Below are 18,788 nucleotides of genomic sequence, written 5' to 3'. Positions count from 1 at the left end.
CGCGGAACCCGAATTCTGCGGAGGATTGCGTTCACAGAAGAGGCATCGGACGATGACGACCACAGCGGCTCCCCCACCCGCGCTGCGCGCCCCCAAGCGGCGGCGCTTCGCGGTCGACCAGAAGGGCTGGCTGTTCGTCGCCCCCTTCGCGATCGTGTTCGCACTCGTGTTCCTGGCGCCGCTCGCGTACTCGCTGTATCTCAGCTTCTTCCGCGAGCAGATCGTGGGCGGCAACGCGTTCGTCGGCATCGACAACTACATCACCGCGTTCACGGACACCAAGCTGTGGGACGGCTTCCTGCGCGTGCTGCTGTTCCTGATCATCCAGGTGCCGATCATGCTCGTGCTGGCCCTCGCCGCGGCGCTCGCGATCGACAGCGCACGCCTGCACGCCTCCGGTTTCTATCGGATCGTGATCTTCCTGCCCTACGCGGTACCGGCCGTCGTCGCGGTCCTCATGTGGGGCTACATCTACGGCGACCAGTTCGGCCTCGCCGGCAACATCAACGACCTGTTCGGCGCCCAGGTGCTCACACCGTTCGTGCCCGAATGGATGATGGTCTCGATCGGCAACATCGTGACCTGGCAGTTCGTCGGCTACAACATGCTGATCTTCTACTCGTCGCTCAAGACCATCCCCGGCGAGCTGTACGAGGCGGCATCGCTCGACGGCGCCGGCACCTGGCGCACGATCTTCTCGATCAAGCTGCCGGCACTGCGCGGCTCGATCGTCATCGCCACGATCTTCTCGATCATCGGCAGCTTCCAGCTCTTCAACGAGCCGAACATCCTCAAGCCGCTGGCCCCCAACACGATCACGACGTTCTACACGCCCAACATGTACGCGTACAACCTGTCGTTCGCCGGCCAGCAGTACAACTACGCCGCCACGGTCGCGATCATCATGGGCCTCATCACCGCGATCGTCGCCTACGTCGTGCAGCTGCGCGGATCCCGTCAGGAGATGCGATGACCGCCCCCGCCTTCGCCCGCACGTCGCCGTTCATGCGGCGGAAGTCGCTCATCCTCACCATCGTGATGAGCCTGTTCATCCTCTACACGCTGCTGCCGCTGTTCTGGCTGCTGATCAACGCCACGAAGGAGCAGGGCGACCTGTTCACCACCTTCGGACTGTGGTTCGGCAACGGGTTCCACCTGTGGGACAACATCGTGGAGACCTTCACCTACCGCGACGGGATCTTCCTGCGGTGGCTCGGCAACACCCTGCTCTATGTCGTCGTCGGTGCCGGCGGCGCGACGCTGCTCGCGACCCTCGCCGGATACGGCCTGGCGAAGTACAACTTCCGCGGCCGCAAGGCGGTCTTCGCGGTCGTCATCGGCGCGGTGGCCGTGCCCGGCACCGCCCTCGCCGTTCCCACCTTCCTCATGTTCAGCCAGATGGGTCTGACGAACACCCCGTGGTCGATCATCATCCCCTCGCTCATCAGTCCGTTCGGTCTCTACCTCATGTGGGTGTTCGCCAGCGACGCCGTGCCGACCGAGCTGCTGGAGGCTGCGCGCATGGACGGGGCGGGCGAGTTCCGCACGTTCTTCACGATCTCGGTGAAGCTGCTGACCCCCGGCATCGTCACGGTCGTGCTCTTCACGGTCGTCGCCACCTGGAACAACTACTTCCTGCCGTTGATCATGCTGAGCGACCCCGCCTGGTACCCGCTCACGGTCGGCCTCAACCAGTGGAACGCGCAGGCGACCGGTGCCGCCGCCGAGCCGATCTACAACCTCGTGATCACGGGCTCGCTCCTGTCGATCATCCCCATCGTCGTCGCCTTCCTCATGCTGCAGCGGTTCTGGCAGTCGGGGCTGAGCGCCGGAAGCGTCAAGCAGTGACGAGGGGCACTGTCTGACACCCGATTCCCCCTCACCACCGGCGCGTCCTGCTCCGGCATCCACAACAACGAAGTGAAGGAAAGTCCCATGTCACACATGCGCAAGGGTTCGGTGCTGCGTCGCGCCGCGTCCGTCGTGGCCATGACCACCATCGCGGGCATCGCGCTGGCTGCCTGCGCCGGCGGCGGCGGTGCAGCCTCCGGCGGCGGAAGCGCCGACGACCTCGACAAGGCTCTCGAAGCCGGTGGCGAGATCACGTACTGGTCGTGGACGCCCTCCGCCGAGGACCAGGCGGCCGCGTTCATGAAGAAGTACCCGAACGTCAAGGTGAACGTCGTCAACGCGGGCACCAACACCGAGGAGTACACGAAGCTGCAGAACGCGATCAAGGCGGGCTCCGGCGCCCCCGACGTCGTGCAGATCGAGTACTACGCCATGCCGCAGTTCGCCCTCACCGACGGCCTGCTCGACCTCTCGTCGTACGGCTTCGGCGACCTCGAGAAGGACTACACCGCCTCGACGTGGGGCTCCGTCGACTTCGACGGCAAGATCTACGGCCTGCCGCAGGACTCCGGCCCCATGGCCATGTTCTACAACAAGGCCGTGTTCGACCAGTACGGCCTGACCGTTCCCACCACCTGGGACGAGTACATCGAGACCGCGAAGAAGCTCACCGCGGCCGACCCCACCAAGAAGATCACGAACGACACCGGCGACCCCGGCTTCGCGACCTCGATGATCTGGCAGGCCGGCGGCCAGCCGTTCAAGGTCGACGGCACCACCGTGAACATCGACTTCTCCGACAAGGGCTCGAAGCTGTGGGCCGACACCTGGAACCAGCTCGTCGACCAGAACCTCCTCTCGGACGCCTCCAGCTGGAGCGATGAGTGGTTCAAGGGCCTCGGTGACGGCTCCATCGCCACGCTGATCATCGGCGCCTGGATGCCCGGCAACCTGGAGTCCTCGGTTCCCAGCGCCGCGGGCAACTGGCGCGTCGCCCCCATGCCGACCTACGACGGCACCCCCGTGTCGGCCGAGAACGGCGGCGGCGGCCAGGCGGTCACCAAGCAGAGCAAGAACCCGGCGCTGGCCGCGGCCTTCCTCAAGTGGCTGAACAACGACCAGGAGAGCATCGACATCTTCGCGAAGTCGGGCGGCTTCCCCTCCACTACGGCCGACCTGCAGTCCGACGCCTTCCTGAACGCCAAGAGCGACTACTTCGGCGGTCAGGAGATCAACCAGGTGCTCGTGCAGGCCGCATCCGACGTGCGCAAGGGATGGCAGTACCTGCCCTTCCAGGTCTACGCGAACAGCATCTTCAGCGACACCGTCGGCCAGTCCTACGCCAACAAGAGCGACCTCAACGAGGGCCTCATGACCTGGCAGGACCAGCTCGTCAGCTACGGCAACGAGCAGGGCTTCAGCGTCAACAAGTAATCACCGACGAGGGGTGGGTCGCATCGCTTGCCGATCCGACCCACCCCTTGCCGCATCCCACTGAAAGCGATCATGACCTCCGCCACCCGCATCGCCGTCGCGACGAACGCTGACGGCCCCGCCGTCCCCCGCCGCGTCTTCGGCACCTTCGTCGAGCACATGGGCCGCTGCGTCTACGACGGCATCCACGAGAGCGCACACCCCAGCGCCGACGCGAACGGCTTCCGCGCCGACGTGCTCGAGCTCGTGCGCGAGCTCGGCGCGACCGTCGTGCGCTACCCGGGCGGCAACTTCGTGTCGGGCTACCGCTGGGAGGACGGCGTCGGACCCCGCGAGGAGCGTCCCGTGCGCCTGGATGCGGCATGGCATTCCACCGAGACCAACCAGGTGGGCCTGCACGAGTTCGCCGACTGGGCGGAGTCCGCGGGCCTGGAGCTCATGGAGGCCGTGAACCTCGGCACGCGCGGCGTCGCCGAGGCGGCCGACCTGCTCGAGTACACGAACCACCCCGGCGGCACCGCGCTCAGCGAGCGCCGCCGCCGGAACGGCCGCGACGAACCGTTCGACATCCGCCTGTGGTGCCTCGGCAACGAGATGGACGGGCCGTGGCAGATCGGCCACAAGACGGCCGACGAGTACGGCCGTCTCGCCGCCGAGTCGGCGCGCCTCATGCGCTTCATCGACCCCGACATCGAACTGGTCGCCGCCGGCAGCTCCAACCACGAGATGCCGACGTTCGGCGAGTGGGAGCGCACCGTGCTGCGCCACACCGCGGACCTCGTCGACCACATCTCCGTGCACGCCTACTACGAGGAGACGCCGGGCGACCCCGCCAGCTTCCTCGCCTCGGGCGTAGCCCTCAGCCGCTACCTCGACGATGTCGCCGCGATCATCGACGAGGTGCGCGCCGAGACCGGCTCCACCCGCGAGATCGGCATCAGCGTCGACGAGTGGAACGTCTGGAACCAGACGCGCTGGAACGAGGTCGACAAGCCGCGCGTTTTCACCGGCGACTGGCCCATCGCCCCGCGCCTCATCGAAGACGACTACACCGTCACGGATGCGGTCGTCGTCGGCTCCCTGCTCATCACCCTGCTGCGCCACGCCGACCGCGTCTCCATGGCGAACCTCGCGCAGCTCGTGAACGTCATCGCCCCCATCCGCACCGAGCCGGGCGGCCCGGCCTGGCGGCAGACGACCTTCTTCCCGTTCCAGCTGACGGCTGCCGCCGCCCACGGCACCGTCGTCGTCCCGACCGTCGAGGGCGCGACGATCGAGACCGCCAAGCACGGCGTCGTCGCCACCGTGGATGCGGTCGCAACCGTCGACGGCGACGAGATCGTCGTCTTCGCCGCACACCGCGACCTCGACGCTGCCACCGAGGTCGTGATCGAACTCGACCGCGAGATCGCCGCAGCCGACGCGCTCGTGGTCACCGTGCCCGAGGGCGGCGACCGCCACACCGTCAACTCCGCCCAGGCGCAGCCCGTGGCACCCGCATCCCTTGCGACGATCGTCGACGGCACCCGCGTGCGTGTCACCCTCCCCCCGCTGTCCTGGGCGCGCATCACGTTGCGCGCGACCCGCTGAACGAAACGAAAGACACCGTGAGCACCTTCACCGTCGGCGAGACCGACTTCCTGCTGGACGGCGAGCCGCACCGCATCCTCTCCGGCGCGCTGCACTACTTCCGCATCCACCCCGAACACTGGGCCGACCGCATCCGCAAGGCGCGCCTGATGGGCCTGAACACGATCGAGACCTACGTCGCGTGGAACGCCCACGAGCCCGTGCGCGGGCAGTGGGACGCGACCGGCTGGAACGACCTCGGACGCTTCCTCGACCTCGTCGCCGCCGAGGGCATGCACGCCATCGTCCGCCCGGGGCCCTACATCTGCGCCGAGTGGCACAACGGCGGACTCCCCGTCTGGCTCACGCGAACGCCCGGCATCGGCCTGCGCCGCTCGGAGCCGCAGTACATCGAGGCCGTCAGCGAGTACCTGCGGCGCGTGTACGAGATCGTCGTGCCGCGTCAGATCGACCGCGGCGGCAACGTCGTGCTCGTGCAGATCGAGAACGAGTACGGCGCATACGGGTCCGACAAGGAGTACCTGAAGATCCTCACCGACCTCACGCGCGAGGCCGGCATCACGGTGCCGCTGACGACCGTCGACCAGCCAGAACCGTGGATGCTGGACAACGGCAGCCTTCCCGAGCTCCACCTCACCGGCTCGTTCGGCTCGCGCGCCACCGAGCGCCTCGCGACCCTGCGCGAGCACCAGCCGACCGGCCCCCTCATGTGCTCCGAGTTCTGGGACGGCTGGTTCGACTGGTGGGGCGGGGTGCACCACACCACCAGCGCCGCCGCATCCGCCGCCGAGCTCGACGCGCTGCTGGCCGCGGGCGCGTCCGTGAACATCTACATGCTGCACGGCGGCACCAACTTCGGCACGACGAACGGCGCCAACGACAAGGGTCGCTACGCACCCATCGTCACCTCGTACGACTACGACGCCCCGCTGGACGAGTCCGGCTACGCGACCGAGAAGTTCCACGCGTTCCGCGAGGTGCTCGCCAAGTACACCGATGTCGCGCCCGAGTCGGTGCCCTCGCGTCCCGCCGCCCCCGCTGTCCGTCGCGCTCACCGCGGCCGGCGACTGGCTCCCCGCATCCGACGGGCCCACGAGCGCCGAGCCCTGCACGTTCGAGGATCTCGGCCAGCTCGGGCCCCTCGTCCGCTATGATGTCGAGCTTCCCGCAGCAGCCTTCGGAGACGACGACGCCGCCGTGCTCGCCTTCGCCGAGGTGCGCGACCTCGCCTGGGTGTCCGTCGACGGCGTCGCCGTCGGTCGGCTCTCGCGGGCGCTGCACGAGCGCACCCTGACGATCCCCCGTGGCGCACACCTGACCGTGCTCGTCGAAGACCAGGGCCGCGTCAACTACGACCACCGCCTCGGCGAGACCAAGGGACTCATCAGCCCGGTGACCCTCGGCGGCAGCGCACTGACCGGATGGACCGGAACGCTCGTCGACGTGGAGCGCATCGCCGCGGGTCTCGGCGCCGCCGCATCCGGAACCATCGCCGGACGCACGGCGCTTCGCGGCGCGTTCACGCTCGACGCCCCCGCCGACCTGTACCTGGACACCGCATCCTGGGGCAAGGGCTTCGCGTTCGTGAACGGCTTCTTCCTCGGTCGCTACTGGGCCAACGGCCCGCAGCGTACGCTCTACGTGCCGGCGCCGGCGACCCGCGCGGGCGAGAACGAGATCGTGGTGCTCGAGCTCGAACAGGTGGCGAAGGCCGTGGCGGCGTTCGTCTCCGACCCCGACCTCGGCCACCGTGAAGAGTGAGCGCCCGGCTCGGGCAGGATGGATGACATGACCTGGCTTGTGACCGGCGGTGCCGGATACATCGGCGCGCACGTGGTGCGCGCGCTCACCGCGGCGGGCCTGACCCCCGTCGTGCTCGACGACCTCTCCAGCGGTCACGCGCCGTTCGTGCCGGAGGGCGTCCCGTTCGTCCGCGGCTCGATCCTGCAGCGCGACCTCGTGGAGCAGACCCTGCGCCAGTACGAGGTGACCGGCGTCATCCACGTCGCCGGGTACAAGTACGCCGGCGTCTCGGTGAAGCGGCCGCTGCACACCTACGAGCAGAACGTCGAGGGCACGCGGGTCGTGCTCGCCGCGATGGCGGCGGCCGGCGTCGACAAGCTCGTGTTCTCCTCCAGCGCCGCCGTCTACGGCACCCCGGATGTGCCGCTCGTCGTCGAGGACCTGCCGAAGCGACCGGCGTCGCCGTACGGCGAGTCGAAGCTGATCGGCGAGTGGCTGATCCGCGACCAGGCCGTGGCGACCGCCGACGAGGATGCGCCGCTGCGGCACACCTCGCTGCGGTACTTCAACGTCGTCGGCTCCGGCGACCCCGACGTGTACGACACGAGCCCGCACAACCTGTTCCCGATCGTGTTCGAGAAGCTGATCGCGGGCGAGACCCCGCAGATCAACGGCGACGACTACGACACGGAGGACGGCACGAACGTGCGCGACTACGTGCACGTCGCCGACATCGCCGCAGCCCACGCCGTCGCCGCACGCCGCCTCGCCGCGGGCGAGCCGCTCGAGGCCGCCTACAACCTCGGCTCGCAGAACGGCCTGTCGGTGCGCCAGATCATGGACGCGATGGCACGGGTCACCGGCATCGACTTCACGCCCGTCGTCGGCCCGCGCCGCGCCGGCGACCCCGACCGCATCGTCGCCACAGGGGAGCTCGCCGCACGAGACCTCGAGTGGGCGAACCGGTACTCGGTCGACGAGATGGTGCGTTCGGGCTGGGAGGCCCGCCGCCGGGCCTGACCACCGCACGTCGAGCGGGCGTTCGGGTTTCGGGGGGCGGTGCGGGTGCCTGTTCGGGGCTGTTCCGTGCGGGTACCGGTTCCGTGCGGGTACCGGTTCGGCAGGTGCTGACGGAGCTGTGCACCCAAACTCCTGCACAACCGGCGCGCAGCCCCCGCATCCGCCCCCCGACGGACGGTTCTGCAGGAGTTCGGGCACGGATGCGGTCGCCACCACCCGACCCGCGCCACGATCAGCCCCGACCGCGCCGCCCCCGACACCCCAACCAGCACAACTCAGCCAGCACCGGCCCGCCCGGGCGGGGCGAGCCCGGCACCGGCGCGTTCCGACTGAACTGTGCACCCGAACTCCGGCACAACCGGCGTGCAGCCCCTGCATCCGCCCCCGCCGGGCGATTCTGCAGGAGTTCGGGCACGCGCCAGGGCCGAGCCCACCCGCGCGTCAGGCGGAGTCGCGCCAGACCACGGGCGCCTCGAGCAGGATGCCGGTGCGCACGCTCTGGTCGCCGTCGAGCTGTGCGAGCACGGCGGCGGCGGCGCCGAGTCCCTCGGCGGGCTGGTGCACGGTGGACAGCTGGGGCGACGTGCGCGTCGCCCACGCACTGTCGTCGAAGCCCACCACCCCGACGTCCTCGGGGACCCTGCGCCCCGCCGCACGGAGCGCCTGCATGGCACCGGCTGCGACGGCATCGGATGCGGCGAACACGCCGTCGAGGTCGGGGGCGCGCTCGAGCAGGCGCGCCATGCCGGCGGCACCGTCGGCGAAGGCGTACAGGTCGACGGGTTCCACCAGCGCGGGATCGAACGCGTCGCCCAGCGCCGCGCGGAACCCGGCGAGGCGGTCGCTGCCCGAGTCACGGTCCAGGGCCGCGGCGATCATGCCGATGCGCCCGCGACCCGTCTCGCGGAGTCGGGTGACGACGGCCTCGGCGGCGCCGCGGTTGTCGATGCCGGCCCAGGCGCCGCTGATCCCGGGCGGGTGGCCGACGAAGGCGACGGGGAGCCGGAGCCGCCCGACCACGTCGGAGATGGGGTCCTGGTGACGGGCCGAGACGATGACGGCACCGTCGACGAAGCCGCCGGAGAGGTACCGGGCGACCCGGTCGGTGTCGCGTGCGGTGTCCACGACGACGCACACCATCTGGTAGTCCGCCTGCGAGAGCGTCGTGTTGGCACCCAGCATGATGCCGCCGATGTTGGGGTCCTCCAGGAACAGGGAGTGCGGCTCGTGCACGATGAACCCGACCGCCTGCGTGCGCTGGCGCACGAGGTTGCGCGCCGCGGTGTTGGGCACGTAGCCGACCTCGCTCCGACGACGAGGTCGGCGCGGACCGTCCCGCGGAGCGCCGGGCGGTCGGGGCGGAGCGCCGCGGGCAGATCCTCGATCCAAAGGACCCCGTCGCGGGTCCGGTCGAGGCTGTGGTCGACGACGGATGCCGGGGGTGCGCTTCTTTCGAAGACGGTGATTCCCACGGGGATCACTTCCTGTCTGAAGCTCAAGAAGGCGGGCGCACGGCGACGGGGGTCGCGGCGAGCGGCTGTCGTCGCCATTCAATACGCCGCATCGAGCCGGAGCAAGGGAAGCCGCCGGCCTCGGACGATCATCCGCCCTGCCGGCTCTCGCCAGACGGACCGTCCGCCCCCGCGCGGCGACCGGGGGGTCGGGTGATCAGGGTGGAGTCGGTCCGCATTCGTGTTGACCGTGGACTGTGCCGACGCTATCTTCACAGTACCGAAGCGTTTCGGTGAATGCCGGTCGATCGAAGGGGATTGATGAACGCGGGGCCCTCACCGTGGAGCGTAGCTGCGTCTTCGGCGCCGTCTCCGCGTGCTTCCTACGAAACGTTTCGTGTCGTGGCGCACCACACTCTGCGGGCCGTTCGACTCGGCGAGGGGTTCGTTCCGTTGCGCGCATCGACGCGTCCAGCATCCTCACGTGGGATCGACCGGGTCAACACCCTCCATCGCGGAGATCCCCAGCCGTGACGATGCCCATGAAGAGAACAGGACAGACGATCATGAGACGACAGCATCTCCTTGCAGGGGCGCGCGGTCAGCGCCCGCAGCGACCACGGAGCCTGGCGATCGCCGCCGCCCTCGCGGCGTTCGGGCTGACGGCGGCCACCGTCTCGCCGGCATCTGCGGACACGGCGGGCGGCGCCGACGAGGTCCTCCCGCCGGCCCGTGCCTCCGTTGCCGTCATCGATGACTTCCCGCGCGATCCGGGCCCGTGGAAGGACTTCGATTGGGCTCAGCGCTCCCGCGACTACGACGCGTTCCTCTATGACTGGACCGATCGCGGGCCCTTCACGACGATCACCGAAGACCCCGCACCGTTGAACATGCCGGCGGGATCGAAGAGCTTCCGCATCCCCGCCTACTACGGCGACACGCGGGTCAGCCGCGCCGAAGGCCAGCAGGAGTCGGTGGCGCAGATCTCCTCCGTGGTCGGGGCGACCCTCGTCGGCATCGATAAGTCCGACCAGGACGGACACGACTACGTCGACATGCTCCGCACCTTCTTCCACCCCGACCTCGGGGTCGCGCTCAACACCCCCGACGGCAGCGACAGCGCACCGGGCAGCCAGTCGATGTGGTACACGACGACGGCGAACGTCCTCTACGCGATGCTCGGCGCGCAGTACCCGGACGCCACCGACATGGAGAGTATCCAGCGTTCGATCGCCGACAAGTATTACGCGATGCTGGTGCAGCTCGGCGGGCCCGCGGCCGACCTCACGATGCAGGACTACGATTTCGCGCAGATGGTGCCGAAGGCGGGCATCCGCAATGAGGGCGGCGACGTCGCCGCGGGAACCGCGGCCATCCTGCTCTGGGCACACGAGAGGTTCGACGATCAGAAGTACCTCGATGGCGCCGTCTGGGCGATGGACTACCTCGAGCGCAGCAAGAACAGCCTCTACTACGAGCTGCTCGCGATGCTCGCTCCCTACGTCGCCGCGAGACTGAACGCCGAAGCGGGCACCGAGTACGACGTGGTGCAGATGTTCTCGCAGATCCGGTTGGGAATGGAGCGCAATGTGCGTCCCAACTGGGGGATCATGGGCGCGCAGTGGGACGGCCACGACGTGCAGGGACTCTCCGGCAGCCGGACTGACCTGCAGGGGTACGCCTTCGCCATGAACTCGTTCGCGACTCCGTGGCTGGCGGCGACGGCGAAGTACGACACCCGCTTCGCCGACACGGTCGGGCTGTGGATGCTGAACCTGTACAACGCGGGGCGCTTCTTCTACGCCGACCAGATGCCGGCGAGCCAGCTGGAGGACGGTGACCGGTTCATCGGCGACCCCGCGCACGTCATCGCGTACGAGGGACTGCGTCATCGCGGCCCCGGACACGACACCCTCGTGGCCTCCTCGGACGTGTTCGACCGCTCCGGCGGATGGGGACTGAACCCCGAGACCACGAACCTCGGGATCTACGGGGCGTCGTGGGTCGGCTGGATGGGCGGCACCGTGCGCCAGACGAACGTCGAGAAGGTGCTGCGCACCGACCTGAACGCGCTCGACATGTACGCCGACAGCTACCCGACCTCGCTCTATTACAACCCGGGCACCGAGGACGCCCTCGTCGATGTCGCCGTGGACGGTACGCGCGACCTGTACGACTCGGCTCGCGACCGTCTCCTCGCGAGCGGCGCGAGCGGGACGGCGCAGGTGTCGATCCCGGCGGGCTCGTCCGTCGTGCTCGTCCAGCTGCCGGCGGGAGCCGACCGCGACTCCATCGGTCACGAGGTCGTCGCGGACGGCGTCGGCGTGCGTTGGGACACCGACCCCCAGCGCGACCTCGCCCTGGGCGCGTCGGCCTCGGCGAGCACGGGGGATGCGGGCGCCGCGACCGACGGCGACGCCGAGACGACATGGGCGAGCTCGCGCGCCGACGCCCAGAGCCTGACCGTCGATCTCGGCTCGGTGCGCCGAGTAAGTGAGGCGACCCTGACGTGGACGGCCCATCCCACCGGCACCGTGCTCGTGGAGAGCTCGGCCGACCGGCAGTCCTGGAGTGCGCTCGGCACCGCGTCCGCTCCCGCGGACGGCGCCTTCGCCGACGCGGCTCGTGACGCCCGCTGGGTGCGCGTGAGCATCACCGGGGGCGGGGCCGGCACCCAGCGGCTCCAGAGCGTCGAGGTCCGCCAGCGCGATCTCGCGCTGGGCGCCGCGGCCACTGTCAGCTCGACGGCCAACGCGCTCAACGTGGCGGCGCACGTCACCGACGGCTCGGACTTCACCCGCTGGGAGTCCGCCACGAGCGACCCGCAGTGGGTGCAGCTCGACCTCGGACGAGTGACCGCTCTCGGAAGCGCGCGCATCGAGTGGGAGGCGGCGGCCGCGAAGGCGTATCGCATCGAGGTGTCCGACGATGGTGCGACCTGGCGCACGGCGTATCAGACGACCACCGCCGACGGCGGTGTCGACGAGATCGCACTCACGGAGGGCACGGAGGGACGTTACCTGCGACTGACGGGAACTCAGCGGCTCACTCAGTGGTCGTATTCGTTGTACTCCCTGGAGGCGTACGCCCCGGCATCCGTGCCGGCGACGCGGACGACGGAGCCGGCGCTGCACGTCGACGCGACCGAGGTGCGCGCCGGCGGAACCGTCACCGTCAGCGGGACAGGCTTCGACGGTGAGGACCGCGTCAGGATCGAGTTGCACTCGACGCCGGTCGAGATCGGCGCCGCAGACGTCGACGCCTCCGGACGGTTCGAGACGCAGGTCGTGGTGCCGAAGGATGCTGCGACCGGCTCCCACGAGCTCGTCGCCGTCGGTGTGGCCACGGGGCAGGAGGCGCGGGTGGCGCTGCGGGTGACCGCTGCGGATCCCGAGCCGGGCGGCTCGGGTGGCACGGACGGCACGGGCAACGGCGGTGCGGAGTCGTCCGCGGCGGCGAACGGCGGTCCGGGATCGCTCGCCTCGACGGGCGGCGACGGTGTGGCCGGCGGCATCGTCGCGGGCGTGCTGGCCCTCCTCGCAGGCGCAGTGCTCATCGCCGCCCGCCGGCTGCGGCCGAGCGCGGAGAACGAGCCGCGCTGATCTCGCCGATGGCCGGGGTCCCGATCTCATCGCGGACCCCGGCCATCGACGCGCCGGAGACCCGTCGTCGAGGCGTGGGCGTCTCACGCCCTCAGCGCTCAGCGGGCGACAAGCAGTTCGAGCTGTCGGATCTCCAGGGGCGACTGGGCGAGCACGCGCCAGGTGCGGGAGCGCTGCCCCGACAGCCCGAAGGGCCGCAACTGCCAGGCCCAGCGGAAGGTCGCGTCGGCGCTGAGCGCCGCCTCCCATCCGCCGTCGACGAGGCACTCCACGCGGAACCGGTGCTGCCCGGGCGACGCGAGCGTCAGCGTCAGGAACTCCGGCGTCGCCTCGGCGGGCAAGGAGATCTCGACCCACTCTCCGGCGTCGATGAGCGCTCCCGGGGTGGACGCGTCGTCGTCGATCACACCGCTCGCCTCGCCGACAGCCCGCGACGACGCGCGCACTGCGGCGCCCGACGTCAGGTCGTGCAGCACCTTCGGCGTCTGGCCGGGCGCGGTGAGCGACGGCGGTTCGTCCTCGACGCCGGTTCCCCATCGCTGGGGCTCGTCGGAGAGGTCGAACTCGATCGTCGCACCAGAGGCCAGCAGCTCATGCGGCACGAACGTCCGGTGCCATGGCTCACCGTTCAGTCGTACCGATCGGATGAAGCGGTGTGCGCGATCGGCGGCGGGTGCCGAGATCGTGAGGAGCGCACCCACTCCCAGACGTATGCGCGCCTCGGTCACCGACGGGGCGACGAGGACGTAGCCCGCCGTCCCGGGGACGAGCGGATACAGGCCGAGGGCGGCGAAGACCCACCACGCCGCCATCTCGCCGTTGTCCTCATCTCCGGGCCACCCCTGGCCGATCTCACCGCCGGTGAACATCCGCTCGACGGCGGTGCGCACGGCATCCTGTGCGATATCGGGCCGCCCCGCGAACAGCGCCATGAACGGGATGTGGTGGGCAGGCTGATTGGAGGGCGCCCATTGGCCGGCCCGGAGGTTGCGAGCCTCGACCATTTCGTGAATGACGCCGGGATACGACCCGCTGACCGCGGCGACGCCCGACTCGGGCGTGGCGAAGAACTGCTCCAGCTTGCGATCGAGTGCCGCGCGCCCGCCGTGCACGGCGGCGAGACCGGCGCCGTCGTGCGACACGGTGAACGCCGTCCCCCAGCCGTTGGTCTCCGTGTAGTCGTATCCCCAGATGCGCGGGTCGTATCGATCGGGGTCGAGGCGGAACCGGCCCTGCAGGTCGCGGCCGACGAAGAAGCCCGAGCGTGCGTCGAACACGTTCGCGTAGGCGGTCGCGCGGGCGGTGAAGTAGGCGACGGCCGCGTCGAGCTCATCGCTGCGGGGATCGTCCTGTCCGACGCGAGTCTGCAGCGCCTCGGCCAGACGAGCGACGGCCAGGTCGTTGATCGCGCCGTCGAGGGTCCATGACAGCCCCTCGGGGACCGACGTGTCCACCCATCCGCGGTACGGCGACGTCGCCAGCCCCTTGCGGCCCACCAGGCTGCGGGGCGGGACGACGGTGGCGTTGCGCAGGGCGGAATCGAACGCCGACCACAGATCGAGGCGGTGGTCGTCGGGGCCGGACCGCTCCTCGACACGCACGGGGACGCCGGCGGCGACGGCGTGCGCGAGCACGATGTCGTTCGAGGTTCCCGTCATCGAGTCGATCGGACCGGGTGCTGCCCAACGGCTCGTCCACCCGCCGGCGCGATAGTGCTCGACGAAACCGTCGAGCAGACGTGCGGCGAGGGCGGGGTCGAGGAGGGCATAGAGCGGCCACGCGGTGCGGTAGACGTCCCAGAACCCGTGGTTGACGCTGAGCTCACCCGCCACGATGCGCGCGCCGCTGCGATCGGCGTCCGAGCCGGCCACGGGATGGAAGGGACTGGCGTAGTGGGGCTGGGGCTGTTCCGCCGTCCCGAGGTTCTCGTGCATGCGGGAAGGGAAGAGTCCCACCCGGTACAGCGCCGTCGCCATCATCGCGCGTTGCTCGGCGTTCGCGTGGGGAAGCTCGACGCGGCCGATCCAGCTGTCCCAGAGTCCGGCGGCGCGTTCGCGAACGGTGTCGAAGTCGGCATCCGCGCCGTCGAGCACGAGGTTCCGCGCCGCTTGAGCCGTGCCGATGAAGCTCGTCGCAAGGCGCACCGTCACCGTGCGGCTCGTGTCGAGTGCGACGCGCACCCAGCCCCTCGGGGATGGTGCGGCCCTGCGCAGGAGGCTCCCGCGCAGGTGGCCTGCCGCCACGACCGGACGGTCGAGGTGGGCGTGAAGGTACGCGCGCGGCGCGCCATCTCGGTCGGCTTGAGCTGCGGCGCCGTCGTCGGTGAAGGCGCTCAGCGCGGCATCCGAGGACGTCGGGTCGGGCTCGGGCAGGCGCAGTTCACCGTGGCCGTCGACCTGATCGAAGATGAGGACGGCCTCGCGTGCTCCCGGTGGGTAGGTGAAGCGGAGGAGCACAGTGTGATCCGTCGCGGTCATCTCGCCGAAAATGCCGCCCTCAAGACGCACCCGGTAGTCGTGGGGACGCCCGATCTCGTCGTCGTGCGAGAAGGCGAGCGCTCTTGCCTCCCGGCTGGCCGGCACGGCGGCGCCGGCTCCGTCCGCGAGGGCGGGCATGACCTGGAAGACTCCGCGGTCACCCATCCACGGGCTCGGAAGGTGCGAGGTCGCGAACGCCTGCAACGCCGGCCGGTTGTCCTCCCGATTGTCGGCGTGCCAGGAGTACGGCCAGCGGGCCGAATCGGCGCGGGTGACGGGGATGCCGCCGACGAAGCCGCCGGGGACGGCGACGGTCGGTGCGGTGTTGCCCCGCGACAGTCCAGGGCTCGACATCGAGCCCTGCCGGATCCGCGCGCGTTCGGAGGGACGCTCCGCCTCGGTTGGGATCGGATGGATGCCGAGCACGTCGATCCAGCCGTGGAGTGCCGGGGATCGGTCCCCGGTGCGCGTATCGGCGACGCGGACCTCCACGCGTGCGACGATCTCTCCGGCCACGGCGTCGAGGTCGACGCGCACGAGGTTCCACTGGTCGGGATGCAGGGTGCGCCCCTCGTGCTGCGCGCGAGCCTCCACTGGCACCCCGTACTGGTCGACCGGGGCGTGGTCGCTCAGTCGCGCGCCGCTCACGAAGACGAGGTCGACGGCGACGGCATCTGCGGCGAAACCGTCGAGGGGATCGGTCGTGTTGTGCCACTCCGGCAGCACGGCGTATCGCAGTTCGCTGCCCCGATCGATCCGCTGGCCGAGGAGGTCGGCGCCGACGCTGCCGCGGACGTCGAGCACGCCTCCGCCGAACGAGTAGCGGGTCGCGGCAAGGGAGGTGAAGCCCGCTCCCGGGCGGGAAGTGGCCGCGTGGGCGGCGGACGGGCCGTTCCCGGGGTCTTTACGGGGTCGTGACGACATGGTTCCCCGAGCGTACGTCGGCCGACCGGTCGAGGCGTGCCCGCAGATGATCCGCCGTGTCGCGCCACTGCGTCACCGCGATGCAGGCCACACCCAGCTGGAGTACGGGGTTGTCGTTCCCTCCGGGCTGCAGCTGATCGCCGAAGAACAGGATGTCGTCGCGATCGAGCCCTGTCTGAGCGCAGAGCCGTCCGATGCCGTATGCCTTGTCTCGCCCTCGGCGGGTCACGTCGAGTGAGGTCGTTCCTCCGGTGCGCACTTCGAGCCCGGGCAGGAGGGCCGCGACGGCTTCCCGGAGGGCGTGCTTGCGGGTGCCGTCCGGATCCCACGCCTCCTTCTCGGCGATCGGTGCCTGCTGTCCGAGGGCGGAGAACGTCACTTGCGATTCGCGGTCCTCGATGATCGGCCCCCAGGCGCGCTCGTCGCTCCAGAGACCGAGGGTGCGTGCCGCCTGCTCCAGTGCGGCGAACGCGCGACTGCGCTCGTCGGGCGAGAGCGCCTCGACGTAGACACGTTCCCATCCGTCGTCCGTGAACCGGTAATACTGCGTCCCACACGCCGGCAGCACGTGCAAGCGGGTCGGGCGGACGGCACCGGCTTGTGCGAGCGGCGCAAGCAGCTGGGACTCGAACTGGGAGAACTGCCCTCCCGAGATGACGGCGACGTCGGTGACAGCGACGAGCTCGGCGAGGATCGCCGCCATCTCGGGATCGAGCGCCGACTTCGACGGCGCGAGGGTGTCGTCGAGGTCGAAGGCGACGATCGGGGCGAGAGCGCTCATGCTCCGGCGCGCGCGAGCCTGGCGACGCCGATGGCCGAGTCGGCCATGCCGTAGAAGACGTAGTACGTGTCGTCGATCTTCTCGATCGCCGTCGGGAAGACGACGTTCGCGACGGTGCCCTCCATCTCCTCCTCCGTCTCAGGAACCAGCAGCGGGACGCTCGTGCGCGCGATCACACGCGAGGGGTCGTCGGCGTCGAGCAGCAGCGCACCCGCGACGTACTCGACGTCGTTCTGCGGCACGAATGCTCCGCCGACGACGTTGCCGGTGACGCCGTGGTGAATCACGAGCCAGCCCTCGTCCACGCGGAGGGGGGCGGGGCCCGCACCGATCTTGAGCTCTTCCCACGCGAACTCGGGGCCCGCGACGAAGCGGTGCCCCGAGGGGCGGGCCAGTGCGGTGATGTCGCGCTCGACGTCGGATGCCGGGATGTAGGAGATCCACACGCTCGCCCGAGCGTCCGTGGTCCCGGCGGGCAGCGGAGGCTGCTCATCCGGACGGACGAAGCTGAAGTCCCACATCGGGCGGTGCAGCAGCGCGTAGCTGGGCACCCCGTCGGGCCCGGGGACGACCTCGGGGAAGTAGACGACGTCCTTGTTCGGGAACAGGTTGAGGTCGGTGTCGAGCGCGTCCTCGTAGCCGAACTGCAGCGGCCCCAGACGCTCCCACTCCTGTCCATCCTTCGAGATCGCCAGAGCGGGCTTCGGGCCGAGGGGGCCGAAGGCGACATAGGTCATGACGTGCAGCCCGAGCGAGGGAATCCAGGTGATGCGCGGGTCCTCCACGCCGCCGTGTCCCGTGCCGCGCTCCCACGCGCGGTCGGCCTCGAGCACGACACCACGCCGGGTGACGCCGACCGGGACGCCGCCCTCGATCTCGACGTCGGCGATGCCGACCCGCGACACGTTTCCGGCGGAGACAAGGCGGGGGTAGAGGTGGAGCCGTCCGTCTGGGCTCCAGGCCGTCGCGGGGTTCAGCACACCCTCGGCCTCCCGCGGGTCGGCGGGATCGGGGCGCATCAGCACGCCGAGACGCTCCAGCGAGAAGGGGAAGGTCGTGGTGCCATCGAAGATGTCGGTCACTCTGGGGTTTCTTTCGTTGTGGGTGAGGTGGAGATGGTGACGGTCAACCCTTGACGGCGCCGAGCACGCCGCTGACGAGGTAACGCTGGATGAAGATGTAGCCGATGATGAGCGGTGCGGCCACGATGAAGGTCGCCGCCGCCAGGAGCGGCCACTGGTTGGAATAGGTGCCCTTGAAGGCGTAGAGCCCGACGGTTACGGGGAACTTCGCCGGATCGGCGAGCAGAACCGTGGCGAGGATGATCTCGTTCCAGATCCACACGGCCTGGAGGATTAGGATCGTCGAAAGAGCGGGCTTGGACAGCGGGACGACGAAGGAGATGAGATACCGCCAGTACCCCACGCCGTCGATGGCCGCCGCCTCGTCGAGCTCACGCGGGATCGACTTCACGAACCCGCTGTACAGCAGGGGACCGACCCCCACGCCCACCCCCACCATGAGGATGTAGCCGAGCTGGTTGTCGTACAGCCCGAGACGCAGCAGCAGCTGGAACTGGGTGATCAGCGCGTTCGGCAGGAACAGCACGAGCACGAACAGCACCGACCAGAACTTGCCGCCCTTGATGTAGCCGCGCGAGACGGGGAAGGCCAGCACGACGGAGATGACCGTGCCGATCAGCGACCCGGCGACGGTGTACAGGATGCTGTTGAAGATGTACGAGCCGAAGTTGCCCTGGGTCCACGCCTGAAGGAAGTTGCCCCACTGCGGGTCCGTGACGATGCCCACGGGGTCCGAGACGAATTCGGCCTGGCTCTTCAGCGCAGTGTTCAGGAGGTAGAGGATCGGGAACACGAACACGATCATCAGCAGCGCTACGCAGATGTATGCGCCG

The 18,788-nt window shown here is 69.7% G+C and carries 11 protein-coding genes and 1 pseudogene; 7 read left to right on the top strand and 5 right to left on the bottom strand.

Translation table 11 applies throughout. From position 1 onward, the window contains the following. Nucleotides 1-52: 52 nt before the first annotated feature. From AC1VNH_RS13195 to galE, 6 genes and pseudogenes are all read left to right on the top strand, one after another. The gene (locus AC1VNH_RS13195) at nt 53-973 is read left to right on the top strand and encodes a carbohydrate ABC transporter permease (RefSeq protein ID WP_243226661.1); all 921 of its coding nucleotides are present in this window, start codon (nt 53-55) and stop codon (nt 971-973) included. After that, a complete protein-coding gene (locus AC1VNH_RS13190) occupies nt 970-1,848 on the top strand; it encodes a carbohydrate ABC transporter permease (RefSeq protein ID WP_192900654.1) in 879 nt (292 codons plus the stop codon). The genes AC1VNH_RS13195 and AC1VNH_RS13190 overlap by 4 nt, the downstream gene beginning before the upstream one ends. Before the next feature lie 87 nt (nt 1,849-1,935). Then, entirely contained in the window at nt 1,936-3,285 is a 1,350-nt protein-coding gene (locus AC1VNH_RS13185) for an ABC transporter substrate-binding protein (protein WP_483111861.1), read from the top strand. Nucleotides 3,286-3,357: 72 nt separating this feature from the next. After that, on the top strand, nt 3,358-4,875 hold the full coding sequence (gene arfA, locus AC1VNH_RS13180) for an arabinosylfuranosidase ArfA (protein ID WP_483111860.1): 1,518 nt from the start codon (nt 3,358-3,360) through the stop codon (nt 4,873-4,875). A 17-nt stretch (nt 4,876-4,892) separates the two neighbouring features. Then, nucleotides 4,893-6,636: pseudogene (locus tag AC1VNH_RS13175) on the top strand (glycoside hydrolase family 35 protein). Between the two features lie 27 nt (nt 6,637-6,663). Continuing rightward, the gene (gene galE / locus AC1VNH_RS13170; RefSeq protein WP_483111859.1) at nt 6,664-7,638 is read left to right on the top strand and encodes a UDP-glucose 4-epimerase GalE; all 975 of its coding nucleotides are present in this window, start codon (nt 6,664-6,666) and stop codon (nt 7,636-7,638) included. Nucleotides 7,639-8,079: 441 nt separating this feature from the next. Here the strand turns inward: galE and AC1VNH_RS13165 are convergent, their stop codons facing one another. Next, a complete protein-coding gene (locus tag AC1VNH_RS13165; protein WP_483111857.1) occupies nt 8,080-8,931 on the bottom strand; it encodes a LacI family DNA-binding transcriptional regulator in 852 nt (283 codons plus the stop codon). Between the two features lie 724 nt (nt 8,932-9,655). On the opposite strand from AC1VNH_RS13165, the gene AC1VNH_RS13160 reads away from it, so the two are divergent. Next, nucleotides 9,656-12,691: a discoidin domain-containing protein gene (locus AC1VNH_RS13160; RefSeq protein ID WP_483111855.1), complete on the top strand. Its 3,036-nt coding sequence runs from the start codon at nt 9,656-9,658 to the stop codon at nt 12,689-12,691. Nucleotides 12,692-12,789: 98 nt separating this feature from the next. Here AC1VNH_RS13160 and AC1VNH_RS13155 read toward each other — a convergent pair whose 3' ends face one another. Genes AC1VNH_RS13155 through AC1VNH_RS13140 form a run of 4 tightly spaced genes read right to left on the bottom strand, consistent with a single transcriptional unit; the run spans nt 12,790 to nt 18,760 of the window. Beyond that, complete coding sequence (locus AC1VNH_RS13155; RefSeq protein ID WP_483111853.1) at nt 12,790-16,092, bottom strand: GH92 family glycosyl hydrolase; 3,303 nt, start codon at nt 16,090-16,092, stop codon at nt 12,790-12,792. Further along, the gene (locus AC1VNH_RS13150; RefSeq protein ID WP_483111852.1) at nt 16,073-16,873 is read right to left on the bottom strand and encodes an HAD-IIB family hydrolase; all 801 of its coding nucleotides are present in this window, start codon (nt 16,871-16,873) and stop codon (nt 16,073-16,075) included. The genes AC1VNH_RS13155 and AC1VNH_RS13150 overlap by 20 nt, the downstream gene beginning before the upstream one ends. Further along, nucleotides 16,870-17,955 (bottom strand): glycoside hydrolase family 130 protein, encoded by a 1,086-nt coding sequence (locus AC1VNH_RS13145; RefSeq protein ID WP_308220860.1) that lies wholly within the window; start codon nt 17,953-17,955, stop codon nt 16,870-16,872. Before AC1VNH_RS13145 ends, AC1VNH_RS13150 begins: the two co-directional genes overlap by 4 nt. Nucleotides 17,956-17,998: 43 nt before the next feature. After that, entirely contained in the window at nt 17,999-18,760 is a 762-nt protein-coding gene (locus AC1VNH_RS13140) for a carbohydrate ABC transporter permease (protein WP_243226652.1), read from the bottom strand. Between the last annotated feature and the right edge of the window lie 28 nt (nt 18,761-18,788).

This window comes from Microbacterium sp. KU4F (assembly GCF_056868075.1).
Note: the sequence above shows the minus strand (reverse complement) of the source record. Positions and strands in the feature narration are given on the sequence as shown.

Coding starts and splice junctions, on each gene's coding strand:
- AC1VNH_RS13195 (WP_243226661.1), top strand. CDS start 53: ATGACGACCACAGCGGCTCCCCCACCCGCGCTGCGCGCCCCCAAGCGG.
- AC1VNH_RS13190 (WP_192900654.1), top strand. CDS start 970: ATGACCGCCCCCGCCTTCGCCCGCACGTCGCCGTTCATGCGGCGGAAG.
- AC1VNH_RS13185 (WP_483111861.1), top strand. CDS start 1,936: ATGTCACACATGCGCAAGGGTTCGGTGCTGCGTCGCGCCGCGTCCGTC.
- arfA (WP_483111860.1), top strand. CDS start 3,358: ATGACCTCCGCCACCCGCATCGCCGTCGCGACGAACGCTGACGGCCCC.
- galE (WP_483111859.1), top strand. CDS start 6,664: ATGACCTGGCTTGTGACCGGCGGTGCCGGATACATCGGCGCGCACGTG.
- AC1VNH_RS13160 (WP_483111855.1), top strand. CDS start 9,656: ATGAGACGACAGCATCTCCTTGCAGGGGCGCGCGGTCAGCGCCCGCAG.
- AC1VNH_RS13155 (WP_483111853.1), bottom strand. CDS start 16,092: ATGTCGTCACGACCCCGTAAAGACCCCGGGAACGGCCCGTCCGCCGCC.
- AC1VNH_RS13150 (WP_483111852.1), bottom strand. CDS start 16,873: ATGAGCGCTCTCGCCCCGATCGTCGCCTTCGACCTCGACGACACCCTC.
- AC1VNH_RS13140 (WP_243226652.1), bottom strand. CDS start 18,760: ATGATCGTGTTCGTGTTCCCGATCCTCTACCTCCTGAACACTGCGCTG.